General features: G+C 66.9%; 24 protein-coding genes. 7 read left to right on the top strand and 17 right to left on the bottom strand.

What is annotated here, in order from left to right:
- Window positions 1–7: 7 nt before the first annotated feature.
- Genes IPI67_36550 through IPI67_36535 form a run of 4 tightly spaced genes read right to left on the bottom strand, consistent with a single transcriptional unit; the run spans window position 8 to window position 3,298 of the window.
- Window positions 8–733 (bottom strand): arginyltransferase, encoded by a 726-nt coding sequence (locus tag IPI67_36550; GenBank protein MBK7585685.1) that lies wholly within the window; start codon window positions 731–733, stop codon window positions 8–10.
- Complete coding sequence (locus IPI67_36545) at window positions 730–2,061, bottom strand: amidohydrolase family protein (GenBank protein ID MBK7585684.1); 1,332 nt, start codon at window positions 2,059–2,061, stop codon at window positions 730–732. Before IPI67_36545 ends, IPI67_36550 begins: the two co-directional genes overlap by 4 nt.
- Window positions 2,058–2,450: a cytidine deaminase gene (locus IPI67_36540; protein ID MBK7585683.1), complete on the bottom strand. Its 393-nt coding sequence runs from the start codon at window positions 2,448–2,450 to the stop codon at window positions 2,058–2,060. The genes IPI67_36545 and IPI67_36540 overlap by 4 nt, the downstream gene beginning before the upstream one ends.
- Complete coding sequence (locus IPI67_36535; protein MBK7585682.1) at window positions 2,447–3,298, bottom strand: purine-nucleoside phosphorylase; 852 nt, start codon at window positions 3,296–3,298, stop codon at window positions 2,447–2,449. Before IPI67_36535 ends, IPI67_36540 begins: the two co-directional genes overlap by 4 nt.
- Window positions 3,299–3,398: 100 nt before the next feature.
- Here IPI67_36535 and IPI67_36530 point away from each other — a divergent pair, with 100 nt between their 5' ends.
- The 3 genes from IPI67_36530 to IPI67_36520 all read left to right on the top strand — a co-directional run bounded on the left by IPI67_36530 (window position 3,399) and on the right by IPI67_36520 (window position 5,623).
- Window positions 3,399–3,761: a hypothetical protein gene (locus IPI67_36530; protein MBK7585681.1), complete on the top strand. Its 363-nt coding sequence runs from the start codon at window positions 3,399–3,401 to the stop codon at window positions 3,759–3,761.
- A gap of 84 nt (window positions 3,762–3,845) precedes the next feature.
- Entirely contained in the window at window positions 3,846–4,568 is a 723-nt protein-coding gene (locus tag IPI67_36525; GenBank protein ID MBK7585680.1) for a sigma-70 family RNA polymerase sigma factor, read from the top strand.
- Window positions 4,565–5,623, top strand: a complete 1,059-nt coding sequence (locus tag IPI67_36520; GenBank protein MBK7585679.1) for a FecR domain-containing protein — start codon at window positions 4,565–4,567, stop codon at window positions 5,621–5,623. Before IPI67_36525 ends, IPI67_36520 begins: the two co-directional genes overlap by 4 nt.
- A gap of 9 nt (window positions 5,624–5,632) precedes the next feature.
- Here the strand turns inward: IPI67_36520 and IPI67_36515 are convergent, their stop codons facing one another.
- On the bottom strand, window positions 5,633–6,031 hold the full coding sequence (locus IPI67_36515) for a hypothetical protein (GenBank protein ID MBK7585678.1): 399 nt from the start codon (window positions 6,029–6,031) through the stop codon (window positions 5,633–5,635).
- A gap of 147 nt (window positions 6,032–6,178) precedes the next feature.
- Between IPI67_36515 and IPI67_36510 the strand changes: the two genes are divergently transcribed.
- Window positions 6,179–6,826 carry a hypothetical protein gene (locus tag IPI67_36510; GenBank protein ID MBK7585677.1) on the top strand — a complete coding sequence of 216 codons (648 nt, stop codon included), beginning with the start codon at window positions 6,179–6,181 and terminating at the stop codon, window positions 6,824–6,826.
- A gap of 9 nt (window positions 6,827–6,835) precedes the next feature.
- On the opposite strand, the gene IPI67_36505 is transcribed toward IPI67_36510, so the two are convergent.
- Both IPI67_36505 and infA read right to left on the bottom strand, forming a co-directional pair.
- Window positions 6,836–7,819: an SUMF1/EgtB/PvdO family nonheme iron enzyme gene (locus IPI67_36505; protein MBK7585676.1), complete on the bottom strand. Its 984-nt coding sequence runs from the start codon at window positions 7,817–7,819 to the stop codon at window positions 6,836–6,838.
- Between the two features lie 10 nt (window positions 7,820–7,829).
- Window positions 7,830–8,051: a translation initiation factor IF-1 gene (infA, locus tag IPI67_36500; protein MBK7585675.1), complete on the bottom strand. Its 222-nt coding sequence runs from the start codon at window positions 8,049–8,051 to the stop codon at window positions 7,830–7,832.
- Between the two features lie 206 nt (window positions 8,052–8,257).
- Between infA and IPI67_36495 the strand changes: the two genes are divergently transcribed.
- Together IPI67_36495 and IPI67_36490 are read left to right on the top strand one after the other, a co-directional pair.
- Window positions 8,258–8,938, top strand: coding sequence for an HAD family phosphatase (locus tag IPI67_36495; GenBank protein MBK7585674.1), 681 nt, complete (start codon window positions 8,258–8,260; stop codon window positions 8,936–8,938).
- A 139-nt stretch (window positions 8,939–9,077) separates the two neighbouring features.
- The gene (locus IPI67_36490) at window positions 9,078–10,118 is read left to right on the top strand and encodes a hypothetical protein (protein ID MBK7585673.1); all 1,041 of its coding nucleotides are present in this window, start codon (window positions 9,078–9,080) and stop codon (window positions 10,116–10,118) included.
- Window positions 10,119–10,127: 9 nt separating this feature from the next.
- Here IPI67_36490 and IPI67_36485 read toward each other — a convergent pair whose 3' ends face one another.
- From IPI67_36485 to IPI67_36460, 6 genes are all read right to left on the bottom strand, one after another.
- A complete protein-coding gene (locus IPI67_36485) occupies window positions 10,128–10,835 on the bottom strand; it encodes a hypothetical protein (GenBank protein ID MBK7585672.1) in 708 nt (235 codons plus the stop codon).
- Between the two features lie 161 nt (window positions 10,836–10,996).
- A complete protein-coding gene (locus IPI67_36480; protein ID MBK7585671.1) occupies window positions 10,997–13,276 on the bottom strand; it encodes a transglycosylase SLT domain-containing protein in 2,280 nt (759 codons plus the stop codon).
- Between the two features lie 159 nt (window positions 13,277–13,435).
- Complete coding sequence (locus IPI67_36475; protein ID MBK7585670.1) at window positions 13,436–13,975, bottom strand: outer membrane beta-barrel protein; 540 nt, start codon at window positions 13,973–13,975, stop codon at window positions 13,436–13,438.
- 31 nt (window positions 13,976–14,006) lie between these two features.
- Window positions 14,007–16,226: a primosomal protein N' gene (gene priA / locus IPI67_36470; protein ID MBK7585669.1), complete on the bottom strand. Its 2,220-nt coding sequence runs from the start codon at window positions 16,224–16,226 to the stop codon at window positions 14,007–14,009.
- A 10-nt stretch (window positions 16,227–16,236) separates the two neighbouring features.
- The gene (locus IPI67_36465) at window positions 16,237–17,511 is read right to left on the bottom strand and encodes a serine/threonine protein kinase (protein ID MBK7585668.1); all 1,275 of its coding nucleotides are present in this window, start codon (window positions 17,509–17,511) and stop codon (window positions 16,237–16,239) included.
- 68 nt (window positions 17,512–17,579) lie between these two features.
- Window positions 17,580–18,188 carry a TetR/AcrR family transcriptional regulator gene (locus IPI67_36460; protein MBK7585667.1) on the bottom strand — a complete coding sequence of 203 codons (609 nt, stop codon included), beginning with the start codon at window positions 18,186–18,188 and terminating at the stop codon, window positions 17,580–17,582.
- Between the two features lie 102 nt (window positions 18,189–18,290).
- Here IPI67_36460 and IPI67_36455 point away from each other — a divergent pair, with 102 nt between their 5' ends.
- On the top strand, window positions 18,291–19,037 hold the full coding sequence (locus tag IPI67_36455; GenBank protein MBK7585666.1) for a VOC family protein: 747 nt from the start codon (window positions 18,291–18,293) through the stop codon (window positions 19,035–19,037).
- A gap of 70 nt (window positions 19,038–19,107) precedes the next feature.
- Here IPI67_36455 and IPI67_36450 read toward each other — a convergent pair whose 3' ends face one another.
- The 4 genes from IPI67_36450 to IPI67_36435 form a co-directional block, all read right to left on the bottom strand.
- Window positions 19,108–20,349, bottom strand: a complete 1,242-nt coding sequence (locus IPI67_36450; protein ID MBK7585665.1) for a hypothetical protein — start codon at window positions 20,347–20,349, stop codon at window positions 19,108–19,110.
- Window positions 20,350–20,482: 133 nt separating this feature from the next.
- Window positions 20,483–21,289, bottom strand: coding sequence for a radical SAM protein (locus IPI67_36445; protein MBK7585664.1), 807 nt, complete (start codon window positions 21,287–21,289; stop codon window positions 20,483–20,485).
- Window positions 21,282–22,742, bottom strand: a complete 1,461-nt coding sequence (locus tag IPI67_36440; GenBank protein MBK7585663.1) for a radical SAM protein — start codon at window positions 22,740–22,742, stop codon at window positions 21,282–21,284. Before IPI67_36440 ends, IPI67_36445 begins: the two co-directional genes overlap by 8 nt.
- Window positions 22,739–24,364, bottom strand: a complete 1,626-nt coding sequence (locus tag IPI67_36435; GenBank protein MBK7585662.1) for an FAD-dependent oxidoreductase — start codon at window positions 24,362–24,364, stop codon at window positions 22,739–22,741. The genes IPI67_36440 and IPI67_36435 overlap by 4 nt, the downstream gene beginning before the upstream one ends.
- Window positions 24,365–24,610 lie beyond the last annotated feature (246 nt).

The following is a 24,610-nucleotide window of genomic DNA, read 5'->3' as shown; positions in this document are numbered from 1 at the left end:
CGGGCCGTCACTCGAAGCGGCACCAGGCACCATCAATCAAGCGCTCATGCGGGAGGAACCGCGCCTTGTAGCGCATGCGGTCGCACTCCCCGATGTACAGCCCGAGATACAGGTAATCGAGCCCCCAGCTCAGGCACAGCTCGACTTGTTTCAAGATCGAGAACGTCCCGACGCCTAGTTTCTCGTGGGCTGGATCGTAATAACAATACACCGCCGACAACGCCTTTTCGGAGCGGTCCGTCACCGCGACACCTATCAATTCCTCACCCAAGAAGTAACGCAGCTCGAACGACTCGCAGCAGGTCGCGACCAGAAAATCAGTGTAGTCCGAGGCCTCGATGGGGCTCGGCTCGTCTGCCAGATCGCGGCCGTGTTTGTGCAGGTTGTACAGCTCGACTCGACGGGCGTCCGCGGTCGGCGGCCCCATCTCGACTCGCAAACTCTGCTCTGCGCGGCGGACGTTGCGGCGCAGCGAGCGACGCGGGGACATTTCGCGAACCGGGATCCGGATCGGTTCACATGCGGCGCACTCGGGGCAGGTCGGGCGATAGAGCACGAAGCCTTGGCGCCGATCGCCGGCGAGCAGTCTTGCGTCGAGCTCCACACGAGTCAGCTCACGAACCGGTAGACGGAGCGGCAAGCGGGCGACTCGCCCCGGCAGGTAGGGGCAGCGACTCGGTTTGTCGAGGACCAGGAGCTCCGGCGGCTCGCCCGGCAGGAGCGGGATACTCATGCCAGCTTCGCACGCCGCGCCAGCCGCGGTGCTTGTTCACGCGCCACGCGCACGACCCGCTCGGAGTCGAGTGTCGTCAGCTCACCACGCCGTACGATCTCCCGACCCGCCACGAAGACGTGCTCGACGTCTCTCGCCTGGGTCGCGTAGACCAAGGTGCTGACCGGATCCGGCGCTGGTGCCGCGTGCGGCGTGAGCGGCGTCACGACGACCAGATCCGCCGCCTTGCCGACCTCCAGCGAGCCAATCTCGTCTGCGAGCCCCAGCACTCTTGCGCCGCCGATGGTTGCGAGGCGCAGCACCTCCCGAGCCGGAAGCACACCGGGCCCGGACTTCGCACTCGCGCAGAGCGCGGCGTGGCGCATCTCGAGCCACGGGTCCAGGTTGTTGTTGCAGGGCGCGCCGTCGGGGCCCAACCCGACGGTCAGCCCCTCCGCGCGCATGCGCGCCACGTTGGCGATGCCACTGCCCAGCTTCAAGTTGGCGCTCGGGCAATGCACGACACTCGTGCCGTCGCGGGCGAGAACGCGCATCTGTCCCGGAGTCAGCTGCACACCGTGGGCGATGGAAGCCTGCGGCCCCGAGAACCCCCAGCGCCGGAGGATCACGACGTCGTCCGCACCGAGGGCCCCCCTCACGGCCGCGCGTTCACCCGGATGCTCAGCCGCGTGCGTGTGCATCACCGCACCGGACGCCCGCGCTCGCTCTCCCGCACCGCGGATCAGCCGCTCGCTGCAGGACAGGATGAAGCGTGGGATCCACGCGGGGTGAATCCGATTGGACGGGTGCCCACGCCAGCGACGCTCGAGCCGCTCTGCGTCGGCAAGCGAGGCCGTGGTGCTCTCTTTCAGGCGCCGCGGGACCCGCCGCCCACTGTCCATCAGCGTCTTGCCGCCGACGACACGCAGCCCCGAGCGCACACACGCCTCGAACACCGCGTCGTGGTGGTGCACCGTGCCAAGATCGAGGATCGCGGTCGTCCCCGCGAGGGCCATTTCCGCGAGGCCAAGCTCCGCGCTGGCGGTGATGCTCGCAACATCGTGTGCGGCCTCGAGGGGCCAGATGCGTCTTTCGAGCCACTCGAGCAGCGGCAGATCGTCCGCCATGCCTCGCATGAGGACCTGACACAGATGCACGTGGGCCATCACGAGTCCCGGCAAGACGATGCGATCCCGCACATCGATGACTCGGGCGCCGCGGGGGGCTGCCACACGGCCGAGCGCGCTGATGCGACCATCACGAATCAGCAGATCGCCGCGCAGCACCCGATCGGAAGCGTCGCAAGTGACCAGGGTCGCGCCGCGCAGGAGCGTGACATCGGGGCTCATCGCCGGAACACGAATGCCTCGGGCAAGAGGTCTCGCAGCGTGGTCTCCCTGCGGTCGGTCGGCGTGGTGGAGAGGATCACGGAGTCACGGCCGAACTCCTGGATCACCTGTCGGCAGATGCCGCATGGCAACGCCGGAGTCTCCGCCTCGGTGTGCACCGCAACGGCGACGATCTCTCGCTCGCCGGCGGCGATCGCCGATGCAATTGCGTTGCGTTCAGCACAAACGGTGGCGCCGAAGCTCGCATTTTCGACGTTACAACCCACGTACTGCTTGCCACTTCCGGCCTGAACCGCGGCGCCCACCCGAAAACCCGAATACGGCGCGTGAGCGTGCTCGCGCACGGCCCGCGCGAGGGCATCGAGCTTCGATAGGTCCACCGCCGTCATGCGCGTTCGCCGCCGACGATCCGAGCCGTCTCTTCGACCCAGCTAGCGAGAAGCTGCGTGAATCGTTGTCGGGTCTTGTTTGCAGTCTCCTCCACCTCCGAGTGGTCCAGCAGCGTGTCGGAGAGACCAGCGCCCAGGTTCGTGATGCAGCTCATTGCCCCGACTCGAACGCCGCGGTGTCTGAGCACCAGCACCTCGGGTACGGTGCTCATGCCCACGGCGTCGGCTCCGAACGTGCGCAGCATGCGGATCTCGGCCGGCGTCTCGTAGCTCGGCCCTAGCAGCCCGGCATACACTCCTTCTTGCAGCTTGCCGCCCTGCGCGCTGGCGATCCGTCGCGCGGCATCACACAACTCCACGTCGTACGCGCGGGTCATGTCCGGGAAGCGCGGGCCCGCGCTGTCGTCATTTTCACCGACGAGCGGGTTGCGCCCCATGAGGTTCAAGTGGTCCACGATCAACATCAGGTCGCCCGGCGAAAAGCCGTCACGGATCCCGCCAGCGGCGTTGGTCAACAGCACCGCACGGCAGCCCAGGCGCGCCAGAAGCCGCACCCCGAAGGTGACACGCTCGAGCGCATGGCCTTCGTAGGCATGCACTCGGCCCTGCAAGCAGGCCACGCGAGCCGCCCCGACACGCCCGAGCACCAGGTTTCCCGCATGTCCCACCACCGACGAGCGCGGCATGTGGGGGATCTCGGCGTAGGGCAGCTTGACGAGGCCAGTGAGGGAGTCGGCGAAGGCACCGAGGCCAGAGCCCAGCACGACTCCCACGGTGGGCGCCGGCGGGCCGAGCGAGGTCACCTTCGCCACGGCCTCGGCGAACTCTGTCTCGAGCGCGGTGGACATGGTGCCGAGAAGACTCCCTGAAGCGGGCGAGAGGACAAAGCGGATTCTCGCGACCGCCTCCCGGAACCACATGCTATGGTCCGCGCCCCTCGCCGCCGGGATGGCGGCCCTCCTGACGAGCGGCCCGAGCGCCGCACCCCTCGCCATGGCCAGCAAATTCCAGCAATTTCTCAGTGACAACAAGCTCGATCCCCGGCGTGTGATGATTGCCTCGCAGCACGTCGAGAACCTCCGCCCGGAGGATCGCCGCACGCGGCTGGCCAAGCGCCGTGGCGTCAAGCCGGAAGGGGAGGAGAAACTCCCGAAGCCGCGCTCCGGCCGCCCCGTCACCCCACGCCTGATGAGCATGGCCCTCGAGGGCAAACCCGTCACCGGACCCGCAAAGACCCGATTGCTCCGGGCCGTCAACCGGCTGCTCGAGCAAAAGAAGAAAGATCCCGCGGATCTACGCAAGCTTTTCTAGGCCGTGCGCCGGCTGCGCCGGCTATTCAGGGGGCGGGTAGCGGGCGATGAAAATAACGCGGGCTGGGCGCATCCAATCCCACACATGCCCGCAGCAGCACTCTCGGCGGCCCAGTCGTGGCCTGGTGTCGTCGTTCCACCCGCCCTTCTCATTCCCATGGCCCTCGAGCGCCCCACGCCTGCGCCGGAGCGGGTGAGCCGCCGCAGCATGGAAGCGGACGAGTCCGAGCGCCTGGTGGAGCGCTGCCAGGCCGGAGACCGCACGGCTTTTCGCGAGCTCTTCCTGCGGCATCGGGGCGACGTGGCCCGCCTGGTTCAGCGCATGATGGGGCGCGTCGCGGACGTCGATGACGTGGTGCAGGAAGTCTTCTTCCAGGTGCACAAGAGCGTGAAGGACTTCCGCGGTCAGGCGCGATTCTCCACCTGGCTGTATCGGGTGACCGTGAACGTCGTGTTGATGCAGCGGCGCTCCGCAAAGAGCCGGCCGGTGTTGGTAGAGACTCCGGAGGGCCTGACCCCGATCGATGCGGGGCTCTCACCGGACGAGGACGCGGCCCGTCACGCCCGAGTGCGAGCGTTCGCTCGACTCCTCGAGCAGATCTCGGAGAAGAAGCGCACCGTGTTCGTGCTGCACGAGCTCGAGGGATTGTCGGCAGCCGAAATCTCGGACATTGTTGAAGCTCCGGTGTTGACCGTACGCACTCGACTCTTCTACGCGCGCAAGGAGCTGACCGAGCTGCTGCGCTCGGAGCCGAGTCTCGCGGCGCTTGCAGTCCAATTCGGTGCGCAGTCGGAGGACGACCAATGAGCGATCATGATGGTGAGTCCAAGGCCCTCGAGCACGTGACCCGGGAGCTGCGCAATGTGGAGGCGCCGGAGCCCGATTGGGAGCGCATGGAGCAGCGCTTGCTCGCCCGCATCGACGCCGACGAGACTCGGACGCGCCGCGCCGGTGGTTACCGCATCGCGGCCGTACTGGCCGCCGCCGCGGCGATCCTGTTGCTGGTCGGTGGAGTGTTTCGCGGACAGCGCCAGGACGTGGCCGAGAACCCGCCGGCAGCGGCGGCCCCCGCCACCCGGGTGTTCGGACCGAGCGCCGGTCAGCTAAGTGGCGCCGAGCTCTCCGTGGGTGACGAGGTGATCGCCGGCGCGCACGCGCTGATCGTCGATCACCCTGGGCGTGCGCGTTGGACGCTGGACCCGAGCAGCCACGCCACGGTCGCCGGTGTCGGCGACGTGATCACGCTGCGGCTCACCTCCGGGGCGCTCAATGCGCGAGTGGTGAAGAGCGACAAACCCGAGACCTTCGTGATCGAGGTGGATGAAGCACGAGTCGCGGTGCATGGGACCGAGTTCCGGGTCGTGCGTGCGGCCGAGGGCATCTCCGTCGACGTCACCGAGGGCGTCGTGGCGGTGGGCGGTCGCGGGCTCGCGGCGGGCTTCTTCCTGCGGGCCGGGGACACGGGTCAGTTCTCCAGCGATGGCCGCAGCGGTCACGTCAAACAAGCCGCCGTCGCCGAGGCACCCGCCACTGAGCCACCGAGCAAACCCAGCGTTTCGGCCATGCGTCCTGCACTGCCCGTCGCCCCGAGTGCGACGGAGCTAGGCAAGGCGCTCGATCAGATCGCGAGCGCCGCGGCGAGTTGTTTTGCCAGTGGCGCTGCCCAGGGCGAGGTGCGCGTGCAGCTTCGCACGGACGTGGCGATCAGCCTGGGCGCCGACGGTAAGCTGCAGACCGTCCGCTTCGACCCGCCGCTGTCACCGACCGCTACCGAATGTGTGCTGCGCCAGACCGCGAAGGTCCGAGTGCCCGAGAGCAGCAAGGGCGGGGCTGCGCAGCGAGCGCTCTTGCTCGGTACCTGAGCTTCGCGCTCACTCGCGGCGAAGCACGATGGCGCGCTCGTCGCCGAGAATCCAGCGAATGCTGTGCTCCGAGTCGAGCTTCAGCCGAAGCTTGTCGACGGCTCCGTCTTTGCGCGTCACCGCGAGCTCGACATCGTTCTCTCTGACCGACGCGACTTTGTAGCTGCCGCTCCGAGGATCCTCGGCGGGGATGGCCACGGTGAACGTGGTGCCCGAGAACTCGAAGCTCGCGCCCTTCGCCCAGCCCGTCGCGATGGCCATGTGTTGGTCATCGAAGTTCTCGACGCTGTCCCCGACCCAGCGCCCTTCGAGCTTGTTTTGTACAGAGTGACCACAACCCACGAGTCCCGCGCAGAGCCCCACCCAACCCAGCAGAACAAGAAGGCTGCGTTTTGGCAGCGATGACATGGGAAAATGGTACGCGCCCGCACCTACATCTGCCTACATTTCGACCAACCTTTCGAACTCTCGGGCAATACAGGGCGGTTATTGCCCTGCCCTGACCCCGTTTGAGCACTTGGGGCCGCCGCTGCGTTGCCGAATAATCCGGGCGTCATGCCCCCGCCCCTGCTCTCACTCGCTCAACTCCGCTCGCTGGCTGAAGCCACCTGGGAAGAGCTCACCCGCTGGTTCTCCGCGAAACCCGGGATCTTCAGCCTCCCGCACCCGGAGCAGCAGCTCTTGTTCGAATACGGGGACCGGCTGCGCGGGCACATCCGGGGGCAGGCGCAGAGTCAGACCTGGGATCGGCTGTACTTCGACGCAACGACTGCGACGCAAGATCGAGCGCCCGTCCCCCTCGACGACAGCCGGGCGCCCATCCACATCGATACCCGCCAGCTGTTTGGCATCCCCAACCCCGCGCCCCGCGACGAGACGGCGCCGGACCTCGCCGTCGCGATCCAGGTGCTGCGAGCTCCACCCGTTTCGGTGGAGCTCGACGATGACGGGCGCCCGCGACGGCAGACGTTCATGCCGACCAGTGTGCGCCTCCAAGGCTGGCTGCTCGAGGAGCACGTTCGCAATCTCGAGCAAGCGTCGCAGAACGCCTGCGAGGGCTACCTGTTCGTCGTCTACAGCAACGAGGCGCGCCGTCGTTCGGCTGTGGACCTGCGGGAGGTCGCGTCCTGGGCGTCGTGGCACCGCCCAACCGAGACCTTGTGGTGGGCCACCCGACACTTTCGTGCGAGAGCTCGCGGCTGAACCGCGCGCTCACTTGCAGCAGCGCACGCCGAGGCTGTAGTCGTAATACGACGGTGGGTGCGCGGATACACTCGCGTCGCAGCCCTCGCGCGTACTACGGGAGAAGAACCCTCCGCAGAAGCGCCCCTTCGGCTCGTCGATCCACTCGTCGAGGTTGCCGACCATGTCGTAGATGGCGTCGCTGCCCCACTCACTCTTGCACTCGGGCGTTTCGCCAGTCTTTCTGAGCAAGGGTTTGCCGTTCGAGCGCACCCTCAACAGGCGCGGATCCAGGTGATTGATGCTGGCGTTGCCGTGCAGAACTTGAGCCGGATGTGCCTCGCGAAACACGTTGCACCTCCCTTGCTCGTAGCGATCTCCGTAGGGAAACTTTCGATTCTTCTCGCCGCGGCAGGCCGTGACCCACTCCTCCTGAGTGCACAGGCGTTTGCCCGCGCCGGCGCAGGCCACGGCCGCTCGGTCCCCGCTGACGTAACCATTGGGGATGACCCCTGCTTTGACCACGGCTCGGGGTTCGAACTCTTCTTTCAGCTGCCAAGCTGGGGGAACGGGAACGGCCATGTCCCGCGACGCAGTGACCTCCGACTCGAGCCTGGCCCGCTGCCACCTCCCATACTCGCGAGCGGCCTGCATACGAGCGGGGTGGTAGTAGGGCGAGATCTCCCGGGCTTGTTTGACATCGACGAGCGATGCTTCGTAGCGGTCGACACAGAAGCGTCCTTGCACATCGACCATGTCCTCGGGACAGCGCTTCGAACCCATGCCCCAAGGTCCCGGCAAGATGTCCTGGCCCGGTGCGCGGGGCGGGGCAACGTCCCCACCGTCGGGCAAATACAACAGCTCGGGGGCGGGCTCGCGGCTGGTGCTGGGCGAGCTCACCGTGGGCGAAGCGTCGGAGGCCTCGCCGCGTTTGTGGCTCGAGTCACACGCCGCGCTGACGCCAGCAACGACGACCCAGAACCCACACCGGATGGCGAATCTGGCGGCCCGCATGCCGCGCGCCTCACTTGCCGCGATAAACGATCAGACCGTGGCTGAGATCGTAAGGGGAAACGGCGACTCGTACGCGATCACCAGGAAGCACCCGGATGTGGTGCCGGCGCATGCGCCCCGACAGCTGGGCCCGAACGATGGCCCCGCCTTGGTCCACCTTGATGGTGTACTGACCGCCGCCGAGAGCGTCCTGAATGACGCCCTCCATCTCCAAAAGATCGCCTTTGCTCATGATTACCGAAGACACCAAAAGGTGAGAAAGCGCGGCGAACCTGACACAAGGCTTCAGCCGATGCAAGCGGCGTTCCCGGCTCTTCTGTCACGAGCGAAGTAAGGCCTGAAAACACGCGCGCGCGGGCCCTGACACTCACCGAAGAGGCTCCCGACTTTTCACATTTGTCGGGGTCACACGAGGAAAATTCGAGCTAGTTTTCCTCGGTGTTCGCCGCAACCCTCTTCGACTTCAACGGCGTGCTCGTCGACGACGAAGCGGTGCACCTCGCGGCCTTCCAGGAAGTGCTCGCGCCCCTCGGACTCGACGTCTCGGAGACCGAATATTGGGAGCGGTACATCGGCTTCGACGACGTCGGCGCCTTCGGAGCCATGCTGTCGGATCATGGGCGTGAGGCGTCGCCAGAACGAGTGCGCGAGCTCGTCGAGCGCAAACGACCCGTGTACCTCGCGAAAGCGCAGGCCGGGCTCACTCTCTTCCCGGGTGCGGCGGACTGCGTCCGCTCGCGAGCGAAGCGGGGTCCGGTGGCGGTCGTGAGCGGCGCACTGCGCGACGAAATCGAGCTCGGGCTTGCGCTCTTGGGGGTGACTGGCCTCATCGGCTTCGTGATTTCCGCCGAAGACACCCAGCGCTGCAAGCCGGACCCGGAGGGATACCAGCAGGCCTTCGCTCGACTCCCGGGTCTCCGCCGGGAAGAAGTGCTTGTCATCGAAGACTCGGTCGCAGGGATCCGAGCGGCAAAAGCGGCGGGAATGGTTTGCATCGCCGTGGCGCACAGCCACCCCGAGACCGCGCTTGCCGAGTCGGGTGCCGACCTCGTGCTGCCGGACCTTCGAGCCGTCACCGAAGAGGCGTTGAGCGACCTCGCGGGCAAGCTGCATGTCTAGAGCCACGCAGTTGCTCGCCGGTGCATGCCTGGTCTTGGGCCTGGGCTCACAGGATGCTCACGCGCTGACACCATCAGCGGTCAGCCGATTGCGGTTGTCCCCCCGTGCGACCGGGTGGCAAGAGAGCGGTTTCGGCGCGGTGCGCGGAGTCACGATCGGCCCCATCGAGAGCGCACTCCACCCGGGGAAGGGTTACGGCAGCGAAGCCTGCGCGCGGAGTCTGCTCGAGGCGAAGCGCATGGGTGCGACCTGGGTGAGCTTCACTCCGTTTGGACGGGTGTGGGATCTCCGGCCGAGCGGCGTGTCTCCCACCTTCGAGCTCGACTACGCCGAGAATCGCGTAGCAGTCGCCAGAGCGATCGAACAGGCGCACGCAATCGGACTCGAGGTCCTCCTCGTTCCGCACCTCTGGGTCGAGACAGGCGGATGGCGAGCCCTGATCGATCCCGGCGGTGACCCAGAGTGGGCCGCGTGGGCGGCCAGCTACCGGGAGTTCTTGCTTGGCTGGGCGAAGCTTGCCGCGGAGAACGGCGTCGAGATGCTCTCGCTGGGCGTCGAGCTTCGAAGCTGGCTGACCACCGCGCGCGCGAGCAGTTTTTCGAGCATCATTCGCGACGTGCGCGGCGTGTACCCGGGGCTCTTGACCTACGCGGCGAACTGGGACGACGTCGATCGAACGGTGATCCTGGGGGAGCTCGACGTGATCGGCGTCAACGCCTTCTTTCCGCTAGCCCAGAAGGACGGTGCCAGCCGGGCGGAGCTCATGCAGGGGGGACGGGACGTCGCGAAGCGTGTGTCGGCCCTGAGCCAGAGCTGGAACAAGCCGCTTCTGTTCACCGAGTTCGGGTACACCACGCGCCCCAATCCGGCCATCAAACCCTGGGAGTGGCCGGACGGCATGACCAACGTCGTCGTCGACGAGCTGGCGCAGGCCGAGGCCTACTACGCGCTCCTGTCCGCCTTCGTCGACGTGCCGGAGTTCGCGGGTTTCTTCGTTTGGCGCCTGTACGCCGACCCGGACGACATGTCGCAGGAGGCGGAGTGGGGATTTTCTCCCCGCGGCAAGGTCGCGGAGTTGGTGCTGCGGGATGCGTTTACGACGCACTGGGCCGCGGACGGCCAGCGAGGGCTGGCAACATCCGCGGTCCGTTTTGGCGCATTCGACATCGGGCGCTACTGAGCTCGAGCTTCAGGGCGCGGAGGTGAACTTCGCCGTGCGGGTCTGGACTGCCTCGATCGCGCTCTCGTTGTCGAGATTCGCGTCGGTGGTGCCCTTGCGCTTGCGCTTGAGCACGATGTCGAGATCACACGCCTCGGGCTTGTCGCCTCCGGTCGAGTCGAGCGTGCCCTTGGTGATGGTGTACGACCCGGAGTCACCCGGGATGTCGATGCTCTTCGAGAAGATGCACGAACCCTTGATGTCCACTGTCATGTTATCGGCGGTGCCGGACGAGTCCCAGCTGAGCGTGAGGTCGTCGTTCGCGCGAGACGGGCTGTTCGTGGGTAGTGCACCAATGGTGAACGGTGCGGGCAGGCCCACCATGTTGTTGGGGGCCGGGTCGTCCTTGTCCCGCTCGAGCGCGATGGTAAACGGGGTCTCCGCCGCGTTGGTCGGGAAGGTCACGCGGTAGTCACCCTCCGCCTCGGCGTGCATGTCCTTCTTGTCACCACCGGCGTCACACGTGAGCTTGTCGCCGTTTTCGAGGATCACGTAAGTGTTGCTCTCGTCTCCGCCGACTCGCAGGAGCGCCTGGACTTCTGTCGAAGAGTTGCCGGCTTCGACCGTGATGGTCGCGGCAATGCCCTGGGTCCGGATGTTGGAGGACGAGGTGGTTTCCTTTTTCGAACAGCCGGTCGCGGCGACCAACAAAGTGACGAGAATGAGCCCGGTTTTCATCAATGCCTCCCGATGAGCCACCCGTTATAGCAACATCCGGGCCCCCAAGAATTCGTCGGGAAAAAGTCGGGGGTGGCTGGCCCGCGACCGGGACAACGAGGTCGCGGTCATGTCGCCAGAACACCACACCCCCGGAATGTCTGGGATGTTCTGGCGTCCGCTCAATAGGCTTCGCGACTAGCCCGAAGCCCCTTGTGGATTTCGAGCGAGAGGGCAGGCACGGCGGCTTCGCCTCCGGAGAGATAGGCGTAGCGGGCCAGGTTCCCGACCACACGCCCCACGTAGCCCCGAGTCTCATCGTAAGGGATCCGGCCGACGAAGACGTCGAGCGGCAGCTTCTCACCGGTCTCGAGCCAGCGACTGACGGCGCTCGGGCCCGCGTTGTATGCGGCCGCCGCCAGGGCGACGTTGCCCCCGAAGGTGCCGAGGACCTTGGAGAGGTAGAAGCTACCGAGGCGGATGTTGTAGTCCGGACTCGCGAGCAGCAGCGGTTCGAAGGCGAGCTCCAGCTCCTTCGCGACGTTCTTGGCCGTCGGAGGGATCAACTGGAGCAGTCCGACTGCTTTGGCGGGTGACACGACGGTCGGCGAGAACGCGCTCTCCTGTCGCATCACGGCGTACAGCAGATCGCTCGGCAGGCCCCACTGTTTCTCCGCACTGCGCACCAGGTCTTCGTAAGGGCGTGGATAGATGCAGTCCCAGAGCCAGCGGGTGTCCGGCGCCGGCGCGCGATTGAGATCCGTCGGGCGTGCGGCGCGCTGTCCCACCCGGTAACGACGTGCGGCGGGCCCGAGCTCGCCGTACATGCGGCACAACGCTTCGTCGCCGCGGGGCGCATGCTGGCGACGAATCGCCTCCTCTTGCCCTCGCAGCTCGTCCTCTGCCTCCAACTCGAAGCCGAGTGCCTCGAGCAGCCGGACCTTTGGCGGCAGAGGCACCGACAGCTCCTCACGCACCGGACCGAGCTTGGGCGGCTCGATGGGCGACGGAGCCGGCTGCCCGAGCTGCGCGAGACGGGCGGCGGCAGCAAGAGCCGCGAACGAGAGCGGGCGCTCGTCCACCACACGTTTGAACAACTTGATGGCTTCGGCCTTTTTGCCGCTGCCAGCCAGCGCCACGGCCGCGAGCTCCTGTGCCCCGGCGCGATCGTGATCGTTGGTCTCGACCTCCGCCAGTCGGCCCAGCGCCTTGGCGGCCTTCTCATTTTGATTCGAGGCCAGCCAGGCAACCGCTTGCTCGTACTGGACTTGTTCCGCAAACCGACCCGCCTTCGCGTGGCGCTTCGTGTAGGCGGCGTAGGCCGTCGCCGCCTCCTTCCAGCGACCGCTCACATACAGCAGCCGGGCGGCCAAAAATCGCGCTTGTTCGGCAAATGCGCTGGACTTGAACTTCCGAGCCACCTCGCCATACAGGGCAATCGCCTGTTCGTCTTTGTGTGCGCGGGACAGCGCGCGCGCTGCGTAGAACAGGTCGTGGGCCGCGTTCTCTCCGCCGGCCTTCGATGCCTCGCGCAAGAGCTCCGACGCCTTCGCAAAGTCCCGCGCTTGATACAGCGCCCAGGCGCGGGCGTGTAGCTCCTCGGCCTTGCTGACAGCCGGGCCATCCGTGGTGGCCAGCGCCGCGATCTCGCGCTCCACCAGCTCGACCTTCCCCGCATTGGCCATCGACAGCGCACGGTCGTAGCGCTCACGCTTTCCGAGCGCGCGTTTGGGTGCGAGCTTCGCCAAGCGTGCGTCCACGTCGCCGGCAAAGTCCGCGGTGGGGGCGAACGTCGCGAGCCACCTGAGCTCAGTGGTGGCAAGCTCGGTAGCCCCTTGTTTTTCTGCGATCAGCGCCCGCGTGTGCCGAGCCTCGATCTCATCGTTCGACGGAGTGTTCTTCTTGCGTTTGCTGCGCGCGCTCGCCAGCCCCACCGCACGGTCCACCGTGCGCCGCGCTTCAGCCAACTTCCCCGCGCGCTCCCACGCGAGCGCCGCGCGGGTCAGCGCAGCGGCGGTGTTCTTTGCCTCGAAGAAGCGCGCGGCAGGCTCGAACGGGCCCACGTTCGCTTGGGCCTCCGCGCGCAGCTCCGCAATTTCCATCGCCAGCACCGGCAGCGCCTTCTCGAGCCCGGTCAGCCGCTCGAGCGCGGTCTTGTCGTCGCCGAGCTGCCTTGCGACCCGAGCACGGGCGAAACGCACCTCGGGGCGCTCTTGTTTGGGCCCGAGGGCCTCGATGAGCCGGGCCGCATCGGCCCAACGCTGCAAGCGAATGGCCGCGGTCCACTCCGCCGGCGGAACGTCGGGGACGCCGACCGCCGCAGTGGAAGCGCTGGCTGATGGGGGCGCACTCTGCAGCACGGGGGGCGCCGCCTCGCTCGGCGTCGGCGGCGACACCGAGCCTCGCGTGCAAGCCGCGAAAGCCAGCGCGAGGCATGCGAGGGTCCCCAAACGTTTCGTCACGGTGCGGTTCCGGTAGCTCCTAGCTCACTCTTTTCGCCCTTCGGCTCCGGCGCTGTCCCCGATCGATTCGAGGCCCGTTGGAACACCCGGACGGACGCGCCTGGAACCTAGCACGCCGGGCTGGCACGGCCGAAAATCCGAGCCCTCCGACCGGCCTCGTCACCAGCCGATGCGATACTCGGCGCGCAAGAGCGCGCTGAAATACGGCGCGTCCCCCACGCCGCTGAGCGGATCGCTCTGAAACCCATGGTAGCGGATCTGCGCACCGACACCGAACGTCCGCGAGAAGGTGTAGTCGAGACCGAGCGGAATCGACACACCGAGCTCTCGCTGCTTCAGGTGAGACGGCCATCGTCCACCGGAGAACGCGTAGTAACCCCCGAGGATTCCCACGTAGGGGACCCACTCGAGCACGTCGAGTTTGTAGACGACGCCGGCGCCCGCTGAATAGAGCGTCGTCACCTCCCCATCCACGAACTCGTGGCGGGCCGCTCCGAGCTCGATCCGGAAGTCGAACATGTCCGAGACGTCGTACGCGGCGTGAACACCGAGCATGGGGGCGAGCCCCGACTCCGAACCCACGAACTCGGCGGCGCCAAGCCCGGCGCCCACGTGCCACTGCTCTTCATAGGCGCGCGCAACCCCTGGGCACAGAGTCAGCAAGGTGACCCAGAGGAGAGCTCGGCGGCGTGACGCCATGGGGCCACCCATAGCGGATCTCGGCCCTCGGTCACAGCATGTTGATGGGGTCGACGTCGATGACGACCCGAATCGCGCGGTCGCTGGGTGCTCGCGCAATCGCTAGCAGCACGGGCCGCAAGTCCGCACGCTCCTCGGCGCGCAGCATGAAGCGAAAACGAAATCGATTGCGCAGGCGCGGCAGCGGCGCCGGCGCCGGGCCGAGCACTTCCACCTTCGGGCCCGCCGCACGCTTTGCCAGCACCGCAAGCTCACGGGCCCGCTCCCGCGCCCGCTGTTCATCCACTGCCTCGATGCGGATCAAGGCAATGCGCTTGAAGGGAGGGTAACCGAGCTCCCGGCGGTCATCGAGCTCGCGCGCCACGAACCCCGCTACATCGTGCCGAGACGCCAGCATCACCGCGGGGTGTTCGGGTTGCCAGGTCTGGATCAGGACGGTGCCAGGAACGTCCCCTCGCCCGGCGCGACCCGCGACCTGAACGAGCAGATGAAATGCGCGCTCGGCTGCGCGGAAGTCGGGCATGGCGAGCGCGGCGTCCGCGTTGAGCACGCCGACCAGCGTCACGTCCGGAAGATCGTGACCCTTGGTGACCATCTGGGTACCAACGAGCACGTCGATCTCACGTTTGCGCATGCGGTCGAGGATGCGCTCCCCCTTCACACCGGCTCCCACGTCGCGGTCCAGCCGCGCGATGCGTGCGTTCGGGAAGGCCTCGGAGAGCGCCGACTCGATGCGCTCCGTTCCGGCCCCTTCCTCACTGAGCCGCCCGCTGCCGCAGCTCGCGCACTTGTCGGGGATGGGCGCCTCGTGGTCGCAATAATGGCAGGTCAGCCGCGCGCGCCGGCTCCGGTGGAGCGTGAGGGCCACCGAGCAACTCGGGCACTCCGTCACCTTGCCACATGCCTCGCACAAGAGGCTCGGGGCAAAGCCTCGGCGATTGAGGAACAAGATGGCCTGCCCCGAAGCGGCCAGCGTGCGCTCGAGCGCGCGGTGCAACGGCAAACTCAAGAGGCGATGTCCCGACGGCCCCGCACCCACCCTCCGCAGATCGATCAGCTCGACCTTGGGGAGCACGGCGTTCGCGCGGGCTCGCTCCGGCAAACTCAGGCGTTGGATGCGCTCGGTCCGCACGGCGAGCTCACTCGCGAGCGAAGGAGTCGCGGAGCCGAGCACACACACGGCCTGGGCGCGGTGCGCACGCAAGAGCGCCATGTCGCGCGCGTTGTAACGGACACCTTCTTCTTGTTTGAACGATCCGTCGTGCTCTTCGTCGACGCAGATCAGCGTGAGGGTCTGCACCGGAGCGAACAGAGCGGAGCGCGCGCCGACCACGATCTTCACGTCGCCGCTGCGGAGCGCTTTCCACATGGCATGTCGCTCGCCGTCGCCCAGTCCGCTGTGCATCACGGCGATGCGCTCGCCGAGGCGTGCGCGAAAACGCCCTACCAGCTGAGGAGTGAGGGCGATCTCGGGCACCAGCACGATGGCGCCCCCACCCGCCGCCAGCGTCCGTTCCACCGCGCGCAGGTAGACCTCGGTCTTTCCCGACCCCGTCACGCCGTGCAAGAGGAACGCTCCACGCTCGCGTCGGTCGAGTTGGCTCGCAATGATCGACACGGCGTTGGCCTGCGGCGCCGTCAGGTTCGGGGGAACGTCGCGCTGGACCTCCAGGGCGAAGAACGGATCGCGGCTCCGCTGAGCCTCCTCGATCGAGACGAGACCCGCTTCCACCAGGCGTTTCACCGCTGCGCGAGCGTTCCCCCAGCGCGCCACCAGCCCCGAGATTTCCGCCGGTCCAGACGCCGACAGGTGCTCGTGAATGGCGCGAGCCTGCCCGCGGAGGCCCGGGGGCAGAGGGCCGGGAACGGCCCTGGCAAGCTGCACCACGCGTCCGACGGAGGCAACCTGGTCTTCACCCAGCGCGCGGGCGGACGTGCGCTCCACAGCCGGCAACGCCAGACGCATGACCTCACCGATGGGCGCCAGGTAATAACGCGCGAGTTCGAGCAAGAAGTCGAGCAGCTCTTCTGGCAACACCGGTTCGGCATCGACCAACGCACGGATGGGACGCAGCTTGTCGACGGGGATCTCCGGCTCGCGGTCGGCTACTTCAATCACGACGCCGAGCACCTTGCGCCGACCGAAGTCGCACAACACCCGCGCGCCGCGCTCCAGCTTCAGCCCAGGTGGAACCAAATAGGTGAAGGCCTGGCCCAGCGGCACGGGCACGGCGACCTTCGCGAGCAGCACGCCCGAGGATCTAGCGCATCACCGCGGCGATCGCGATCACGGCCAACACGACGCCGATCATCATCCACAACAGGAAGCTCGGTCCGCGCTGGGGCGGGCGATCGAGGTCCGGTCCGCGTGCAGAATGCACGACCCCGACCAACGACGCGGGAGGGACGTTCTCGGCGCGCACCGGCGCTGGTTCGCTGTCGGGTTCCGCCGGCCCGGGGGCCGCAGCGCTTGGCTCTGCAGGCGCGGCCATGCCGGCGAGTGAATCGAGCTCGACGTTCGATGGATCGGATTTCTCGGCGTGCACCTTCGCCGCGCGCTCCCGGGCGCGACGCCGCTCGATGATCTCCGCACCAAAGTGCTCCATCAACCACTCCCCCACGCGCAACGGGCTCGCCAGGAGTCCCGCTCCCCCCGCGTAGTCCTCGAGCTCGCGCAGGAACTCCCTCGCGGTGGGGAATCGCTCTTTGGGCGATCGGGCCAGGGCACGCATCACGATCTGGTGCAGCCGCGCTTCTTCCGGCAAACCGCGGGCGGGCAACTCCGGTACCTCGGCGGCGCGAGCCTGCGCGAGCGACGGCGGGCGCCCGGACTCCCCGCGGTAGAGTCGGCGCCCGGCCAGGAGCTCCCAGAGGATCACGCCGGCGGCAAATACATCCGAGCGCGCGTCGACACTCTCACCCGCTGCCGCCTCGGGGCTCATGTAGCCGGCCTTGCCCTGAATGGCCTCGGCAGGGAGCTCGGCACCCACTCCCATCGCGCGCGCGATGCCGAAGTCGCACAGTTTCACCTCACCATCGAAGCTGACGAGCACGTTGGACGGCGAGACGTCTCGGTGCACGATGCCCTGGGGTTTGCCGTGTTCGTCCTTCTTGCGATGCGCGTAGTCGAGGGCTCGCAGGGTTTCGATCACGATCAGGAGCGAGAACTCGATTGGCAGCGGAGTCTTGCTGCGTGAGCAGCGCCGGAGCAGATCCGAGAGGTCGAACCCCTCGACGTACTCCATGGCGATGTAGAGCACCTCGTCCTCGCGGCCGAGGTCGATGACTTGAACCACGTTCCCGTGTGAGAGCCCGGCCGCGAGCTTCGCCTCTTCGATCAACAGCCGCGAGAACTCCTGGCTGCTAGCCAGGAGGGGCAAGATCTGCTTGACCACGACCAGACGTTTTGCGCCGAGCTCCGTGCTGAAGCGCCCGAGGTAGATGCGCGCCATCCCGCCCTCGCCGACCTTGTCGAACAGCATGTACCGCCCGAACCGTCGCGGCAGGGATTCGGGCGGGGCGGGCGGCTCGGTCAAGGTGCTCGATCGTAGACGCCCGCTCCTTGGCGACGCCAACAATTGTCATGCGGCGCGACAAAGCCGCGTCATCTTCGGGCGCCGGACCCTTGGCGACCGCGCGTTCGGTCCGGTGCCGCCGACTCGGCGCGAACCGCCGCCAGGATTTCTTCGGACAGCTTCGGATCGAGGGTCGCGCGGGACAAGAGTATGCCGCCGGCCCAGGAAGACAGCAGAGTGATGGCTCGCCGCCGCGCCTGGGTTCCTCCCCCCAAACGCTCGGTCATGCCGTCAATGACAGCCGCGATGCGGCGCCCAAACACGCGTCGCGCGGGGGCCGGTGCGCGCGCGACCTCCGCGCCCAACGACGGCACGGCACAGCCCTGTGCCGCCTCGCTACGGTGCGCGGGCGAGAGGTAACGACGCGCCGCCGCTCGCACCCAGTCCTCGCCGCGCAGCTGCTCGTGGCCGCGCGCGAACAGATTGTCACTCGACTCGTCGAAGGCGGTCTCGAGCGCCTCGAGCAGGAGTGCGCTCTTGTCGCGGAAGTGAGCGTAGAAGCCGCCGCGTGTCAGCCCTGCAGCGGACATCAAGCGGTCGACGCCTGTTGCGCGGAAACCCTCCGCGCGGAACAGCTTCGAGGCCACGGAGACAATCCGGGCGTGGGTCTTCGGTTTGTGCGTCGGGGCGTAAACCATGCGGATTGCCTGAGTTTAGCCGGACTGGTTCCTCCCGGCGCAAAATATGTTACCCGACATACCCCGCTGGCGAATTCCGCTGCGGTCAGGAGGAGGAGAGCAATGACGCATCACAACATCGGCCGCGTCGTCTGGCGCGAGATCATGACGGACGACACCCAGAAGACCAAGGGCTTTTATGGCGAGCTCTTCGGTTGGAAGTTCGAAGACATGGACATGGGGGGCTCGACGTACACCATCATCAAGCTGGGTGACATTGGTATCGGTGGGTTGATGAAAAAGCCGATGCCCCAAGCGCCAACGGCCTGGCTGAGCTACGTCTCGGTCACGGACGCTGACACGATCGCCAAGAGCGCGGCGACAGAGGGAGGCAACGTCGTGATGCCGCCAATGAGCATCCCCGACGTGGGACGCATCGTGGTGTTCACGGACTTCGCAGGCGCCGCGATTGCTGCGCTTCAGGCCGACAGCGCTGGGGATCCCTTGCCGGAACGGCCTGGGGTCGGCGCGTTCTGCTGGGAGACCCTCGCGACCAGCGATCCCGAGCGAGCCAAGGCGTTCTACGCCAAGGTTTTCGGCTGGCAGACCCACGCGGGACCAACGGCTGAGATGCTGGTGCTCGGCACCGAGAAGAGCCAGGTCGCCGACGTGCAAAAAGCCGAGAACATGCCGCCGAACTGGCTCACCTACGTGCACGTCGAAAAACTCGCGGCGGCCAACGAACGGGTGACCAAACTCGGAGGCAAGGTGTTGATGCCGCTGATCGAGGTGCCCCAGGTCGGGAAGATCTCCGCCGTTCAGGACCCGAGCGGCGCCGTGCTCGGCCTGTTCGAGCCCAACATGAACTGACCACGGCCGTTCTCTGAACGGAAAACGGCGCCGGGCCAAGGCTCGGCGCCGTTCCTTCTTCAGCCCTCGCTCACTGACAGGCGAGGCTCTTGGTGCCGGTCTTCGGGTTGCACGAGAAATCGTCGCAGTCCGCGAAGCCGTTGTTGTCGTTGTCCTTGCCATCGCTGCAGTCGGCGAAGGTCTTCTCGGTCTTGCAGACCGTGACGAAGGCGTTGTCACTGCAAGAGAAGTCATCGCAGTCGATGTGCCCGTTTGCGTCGTTGTCCTTGCCGTCCGCACACGTGACGTCGTTGGCCTCCGAGTTGCAGACGGTGACCACCGGGTTTTTCGAGCAGCTGAAGTCCTTGCAGTCGATGAACGTGTTGGTGTCGTTGTCCTTGCCATCCTTGCACTCGGCGTCGGCGAGTGCCGCCCACTGTGCCGCAGTCGGCAGGGGGCTCGCGGGCTGACCCGGCGTAGTCTTGCTGCACACGACGATGCCCTCCGCCTGGCACGATTTCTCGGCGCAGTCGGTCTTTCCGTCCTTGTCGTTGTCGAGGCCGTCCGAACAGGTCTTGTTGTCCCCCTCGACCGGCAGGTCCTTGCAGTCCAGCGCCTCGATGCTGTCCTTGCAGCCGAAATCGCCGCAGTCGGTGAAGTTGTTGGTGTCGTTGTCCTTGCCGTCGGAGCACGCGGTCTTGACCAGCGCAGCCCAGGTGTTCTTGGCGGGCAGCGGGCTCACCGGTGTCGCGCCGTTACACACCACGATGGCCTCCGTCTGACAGTCCGTGTCGGCACAGTCGATCTTGCCGTCCCCGTCGTTGTCCTTGCCGTCCGAACACGCGGCGTTCGTCTTTTCACCCTTGCACACCAAGAGCAGGCCGCAGTCGAAGTCGGCGCAGTCGATCTTGTTGTCCCCATCGTTGTCGATGCCGTCGGAGCAGAGTGGGTTCGAGTTTTCGACGGGCTTGGCCGGACAGACAGCGGGTTTGCCTTCACAGTCGAAGTCGTCGCAATCAGTGAAGCCGTCACCGTCGTTGTCACAGTTGTCGGAACACGCCGCGTCCGTGTCCTCTTTGGCCAACGCCGGGCAGTTGCCACCCCCGGTCCCGCCGCCATTACCAACGCCGCCGGTATTACCGCCGCCGCTATTGCCAACGCCGCCCGTGTTCTGGCCACCGGCGGCCGTTCCACCTTGACCCGTGCCGCCCGCACCCCCGCCCCCGACACCGGCACTACCTCCACCACCATCCGAGCCATCGGTGCGGCACGCGCCGACCCCTGCAATTGCACCCAGACCAAGACCGATCAGCGCTACGTACAACGGCTTCATTTGAGATGCTCCTCGGGAAAGCAAGGTGCGGCGGGCGTCTTGCCAACCGCGCAACGGCGTAGCACGCCGCTCGGCAATTATCCTGCGACGAATCGCGGACGAAGGCCAGACCTGAGCGTTTCCCGCGCCCTACTCAACCGATTTCCTCGCCTGACACCAGGCTGACCGAGGCACGGGAGGAAGCGACCGGGCGCGCTTGCGTCCGCAGCTGAACGGTCTCGGTCAATCGATACTCGTCGCCCAGCGTGCCGTCGGCGAAGAGGTTCAGGCTGCGCGAGGTGGCATCCCCGAAGTCCCAGTAGGTGACCTCCATGCCCTGGTAGTCGAACACGGGGTTCTCGCGATAGTGCCGGAGCGGCCGCAGCCCGCCGAGAATGTCCCACGCGCGCTTGTCCCCGAACAGCCGACGCACGACGAAGCGGCGCACGCCCAGACCCGCGCACTCTCGGATGAAAGTGTCGATGTCGTCTGCGTTGTGCTCGTTGACGACGGCCGACACCTTCAGCGGGATCCGGGCGCACCGGATGATCTCACGCAGATCCGGCACCTCGCGCGAGCCCATCATCTTTTCGTAGATGTCGGGGCGTAGCGTCGGCAGCGAGATGCAAGCGCGGTCGTAGCGGTTGAAGACCTGCAAACGGCTCAGCACGCGCACGCCGTTGGTGTGTACCGAGAAGCGCGCTCCCGGGTGGAGTCGCTCGCGCAAGAGCGCCAGCAACTCAGCCTCGAAGCGGTAGAGTTGGGGGTCGCTCGTCGTGCCCGTGAACACGATCTCGGGCACGACGTGCTGGTTGACTGCCCGCACGAAGGCATCGAGCCCTCGAGGCGGAAAAACGGTCAAGTTGGGCTCGTTCACCGACGCAGGCAGCTGGTTGCCAATGCAGAACGGGCACGCGCGGTTGCAAGGACCGGCGAAGAGCACGTTGGCAAAATCAAACACCGGCTGCCTCCGGACCTGCGACGCGCAAGGCCAGGTTGCGCTGCCTCACGAAGTCACCCGCTGCGCTGGGATCGCGCTCGACCAGGTAACGCTGAATGCTCGGGGCGAAAAATAGTGCAATCACCCCGTTCACGCTGTGCGCGCCGAGCGGTGTGAGTGCCAGCGATCGGGCGGTCTGCGTCATCAACCCTCGCCCCTTCGCGAAGGCGACCTCGGAGGGGAACGCCTGCTCGAGCTCGAGGCCGAATTTGGCGCTGAACGCCGCGAGATCGATCTCACCGAAGTAGAAGCTGACCGCACACATCTTGCCCATGGCGTGCGCGAGCGGCAGGTCGTAGAGGTCCTGAAGTGGCAGTCGACCGCGGGCGACGCTGCGCAAGTAGGGCGTGAGGTTCTTGCCGACGGCGCCGTCGTTGTACGAGAGCGTGGTGTGGGAATAACTCTGGGCGCCGAGCCCGAGCCCGAGGTACGGCATCCCCGCGCGAACTCGCTGGGCCAGGTAGCTGGACGTCCCGACGTCGCCCGGGATGCGGCTGAGGGTCGTCTTGCCGGGGTTGGCGGCGAACCCGGCGTCGCCGAGCACCCGCTTGGCGAGCTCGGCCAGGGGCCGCACGTGCTCGAGCGTGACCGCCCCCGCCTGGTGCGAGATGCGCGTGAGTTTGTAGCGCATGCGGTAGAGCGTGATGGCGTCCGGTCCAAGCCGAATGGCATGCTCGAGCGTCGCTCGCCAACCGTCGAGCGTCTGGTTCGCAAACCCGTACATGAGATCGACGTTGAAGCGTCGGAACCCCGCGCCGAGGATGTTCTCTGCGGCTCGTCGCTGTTCCGCCACCCCGTTGTCGGCACGCCCGAGGTCGGCCAGCAGTTTGGTCTCCGAGACCTGAACGCCCATGCTGATGCGATCGATGCCGAGGCGAGGCAGCCCGGCGATCTTGTCCGGCTCACGCGCGGCGATGCGCGGCGTGGTCTCGATGGAAACGTCACCGGAGCGGAAGTGCACCTTGCGGCGGACCGCCTCGAGCACCCGCGCGATTTGCTCGAGCGGCAAGAACGTCGGGGTCCCGCCGCCGAGATCGAGGCCGTGAAATCGCCTCGAGCCGAGCTCGATTTCCGCGTCCCACAGCTCGAGCTCACCCAGCAGAGCATCGACGTACTCTCGGGCGAGCTCCGACTCCTCGCGCCGCACGACGGTGTACTCGCAGAAGGCGCAGCGAGTCTCGCAGAACGGAATGTGGACGTAGAGGCCGAGATCTCGGATATCGGCGAAAGCGTGCCGTATCACGGCGCGCTGGTCGGCCTCTCGGATTCGATACGGCGCAAAGGTACGATCGTGCGCGATGGGGTAAGCAGTGTTCGAGATGTGGTGATTGAGGAGCCCAGCGTCGAACACCTGCTCCGGCGGCAGTCGCTCACGGTCGGCCGGGGCCGGCGGTACCCACCCCTTTGGGCTCACTGCGCGCCCTGCTCGAGCTCGAGCTCGAGCGAACGTAGACCTCCGGAGAGATAACCTGCCTGGGCCCTCCCACGCTGCACGGCGATCCGCGCGGCGAGATACCCGCCGCGGCCTGACTCATCCACGAAGACCAAGCGGCCAGTGCCGGGTAACTCGCCGAAGCGCGCGCGGAGGGCCGACAGCGGCAAGCGAATGGCGCCAGCGAGGGCCGACCCGTTCGCGCGCACATCGACCAACACCAGCTCCCCGCGCGCTCGGTTCAGCTCAGCCGGACTGACCGCCTGCGCCAGCCCTCGCTTCGTCGCCGCGGCGACCGACGCCACGACGTTGACCGGATCGCGCGCCGCGGAGAACGCGGGTGCGTAGGCGAGATCCAGGCTCGCGAGCTCGTCCACGGTGAGCCCGCCCGAGAGCGCCGTGGCGAGCACGTCGACGCGCTTGTCGACACCCTGCTGGCCTGCCAGATCGGCACCCAGGAGCCGGCCGGTCTTGCTGTCGTGCAAGAGCTCGATGCTGATGGGTGACGACGCGGGGAACCACGGATCGTGGCTGGGCGCGTGCACCCGGGTGAGCGCCACTCCCTTCTTGGCGCCCTCGAGCGAGAGGCCCGTGCGAGCGCACACCAGCTCGCCCACGCGCAGGATGGCCGTCCCGAGCACGGGTGGCATCTTGTGTTTTGCACCCGCCGCGTTTGCACCGGCGATCTGCGCGGTCTTGTCGGCAATGGACGCCTGCGCGACCAGAGCCCGCTTTCCGGTGACGGCGTGCTCCACGCTCGCGCAGACGCCGCACGCGTAGACGCCAGCCAGACTGGAACGCATGCGTTCATCGACGGCGACACTCCCGTCCCGAAGGAGTTTCGCGCCCGCGTGTCTGAGCAGCTCGGTACGCGGGACGATGCCGGCCGTCGCGACCACGAGCTCGACCGGAATTCGCTCGCCGGACGCCAGCACGAGCGCGGTGACCTGCGTACCGCTCCGCTGAACATCGGCCAGGGTTGCGCCAGTGAGCACCCTCGCGCCGAGCTTTCCCAATTCCGCGCTCGCCATGCCGGAGACCGTCGGCGAGAAGCTCGACAAGAGCCGCGGTCCCTGCTCGACCAGGACGACCTCGCATTTTCGCCGGAGCAGGCCATCGGCAGCCTCGACCCCGAAGAACCCTCCTCCCAGAATGGCGATCCGCCGCTTGCCGGCATCGATGCCGCTCACGATGCCTTCGAGATCTTTCAGAGTCCTGAACCGGAAGACGTTGCTCGCCCCATCGAGGAGCGCAGGGACGACGGAGTCGGCGCCGAGCGCGTAGATCAACGCGTCGTATTCCAGCGTCTCACCGCCAGCCTCGACACGCCGTTGCTTTGCGTCGATGCGGCTCACCTCGACGCCCGTTCGCACGTCGATGTCGTAGAAGCTGCGGAACAGCTCCGCCGTCTCGCGGTTCAACTCCGCAAGGGACGGGACCTCTCCCGAGAGGTGATGAGCAAGACCGGCCGCGGCGTAGCTGACCTCTGTCGCACGCTCGATGAGCACGATGCGCGCACCGTCATCCGTCTCACGAGCGCGCGCGGCAGCTGTCGGCCCCGACTGCGCTCCCCCCACAACCACGATCGTCCGCTGCTTTTTCATGGGCAAAGCTCTCCTGCACTCCCTCGTCGGACGGCAAAGCCCAACTCTGACTGGCATAGTCGTTGCGCGGGGCAGGGCGCAAGGCCGAGCGCTGGCCGCGCGATTCGCGGCTGGCATCCAACCGGCCGGACCGGTCAGCGGTGCAACCGGACCCCGGCTCGCGCCCCCCTGAGAGCAGCGCAGGCACAAAACGAGTCGAGGTCACGGTCCGGGCTTGCCCGATTCACTAGCCGACGTGCGGCTTCC

Source organism: Myxococcales bacterium, assembly GCA_016706225.1.
Lineage (GTDB): Bacteria > Myxococcota_A > Polyangia > Polyangiales > Polyangiaceae > JADJKB01.
Note: the sequence above shows the minus strand (reverse complement) of the source record. Positions and strands in the feature narration are given on the sequence as shown.

Excerpts from the sequence above, each read along its gene's own strand:
- IPI67_36485 (MBK7585672.1), bottom strand. The coding sequence starts at position 10,835 with ATGAAAACCGGGCTCATTCTCGTCACTTTGTTGGTCGCCGCGACCGGC.
- IPI67_36540 (MBK7585683.1), bottom strand. The coding sequence starts at position 2,450 with ATGACGGCGGTGGACCTATCGAAGCTCGATGCCCTCGCGCGGGCCGTG.
- IPI67_36525 (MBK7585680.1), top strand. The coding sequence starts at position 3,846 with ATGCCCGCAGCAGCACTCTCGGCGGCCCAGTCGTGGCCTGGTGTCGTC.
- IPI67_36475 (MBK7585670.1), bottom strand. The coding sequence starts at position 13,975 with ATGGCGTCACGCCGCCGAGCTCTCCTCTGGGTCACCTTGCTGACTCTG.
- IPI67_36545 (MBK7585684.1), bottom strand. The coding sequence starts at position 2,061 with ATGAGCCCCGATGTCACGCTCCTGCGCGGCGCGACCCTGGTCACTTGC.
- IPI67_36435 (MBK7585662.1), bottom strand. The coding sequence starts at position 24,364 with ATGAAAAAGCAGCGGACGATCGTGGTTGTGGGGGGAGCGCAGTCGGGG.
- IPI67_36460 (MBK7585667.1), bottom strand. The coding sequence starts at position 18,188 with ATGGTTTACGCCCCGACGCACAAACCGAAGACCCACGCCCGGATTGTC.
- IPI67_36450 (MBK7585665.1), bottom strand. The coding sequence starts at position 20,349 with ATGAAGCCGTTGTACGTAGCGCTGATCGGTCTTGGTCTGGGTGCAATT.
- infA (MBK7585675.1), bottom strand. The coding sequence starts at position 8,051 with ATGAGCAAAGGCGATCTTTTGGAGATGGAGGGCGTCATTCAGGACGCT.
- IPI67_36510 (MBK7585677.1), top strand. The coding sequence starts at position 6,179 with ATGCCCCCGCCCCTGCTCTCACTCGCTCAACTCCGCTCGCTGGCTGAA.
- IPI67_36535 (MBK7585682.1), bottom strand. The coding sequence starts at position 3,298 with ATGTCCACCGCGCTCGAGACAGAGTTCGCCGAGGCCGTGGCGAAGGTG.
- IPI67_36550 (MBK7585685.1), bottom strand. The coding sequence starts at position 733 with ATGAGTATCCCGCTCCTGCCGGGCGAGCCGCCGGAGCTCCTGGTCCTC.
- IPI67_36505 (MBK7585676.1), bottom strand. The coding sequence starts at position 7,819 with ATGCGGGCCGCCAGATTCGCCATCCGGTGTGGGTTCTGGGTCGTCGTT.
- IPI67_36515 (MBK7585678.1), bottom strand. The coding sequence starts at position 6,031 with ATGTCATCGCTGCCAAAACGCAGCCTTCTTGTTCTGCTGGGTTGGGTG.
- IPI67_36530 (MBK7585681.1), top strand. The coding sequence starts at position 3,399 with ATGGCGGCCCTCCTGACGAGCGGCCCGAGCGCCGCACCCCTCGCCATG.
- IPI67_36520 (MBK7585679.1), top strand. The coding sequence starts at position 4,565 with ATGAGCGATCATGATGGTGAGTCCAAGGCCCTCGAGCACGTGACCCGG.
- IPI67_36455 (MBK7585666.1), top strand. The coding sequence starts at position 18,291 with ATGACGCATCACAACATCGGCCGCGTCGTCTGGCGCGAGATCATGACG.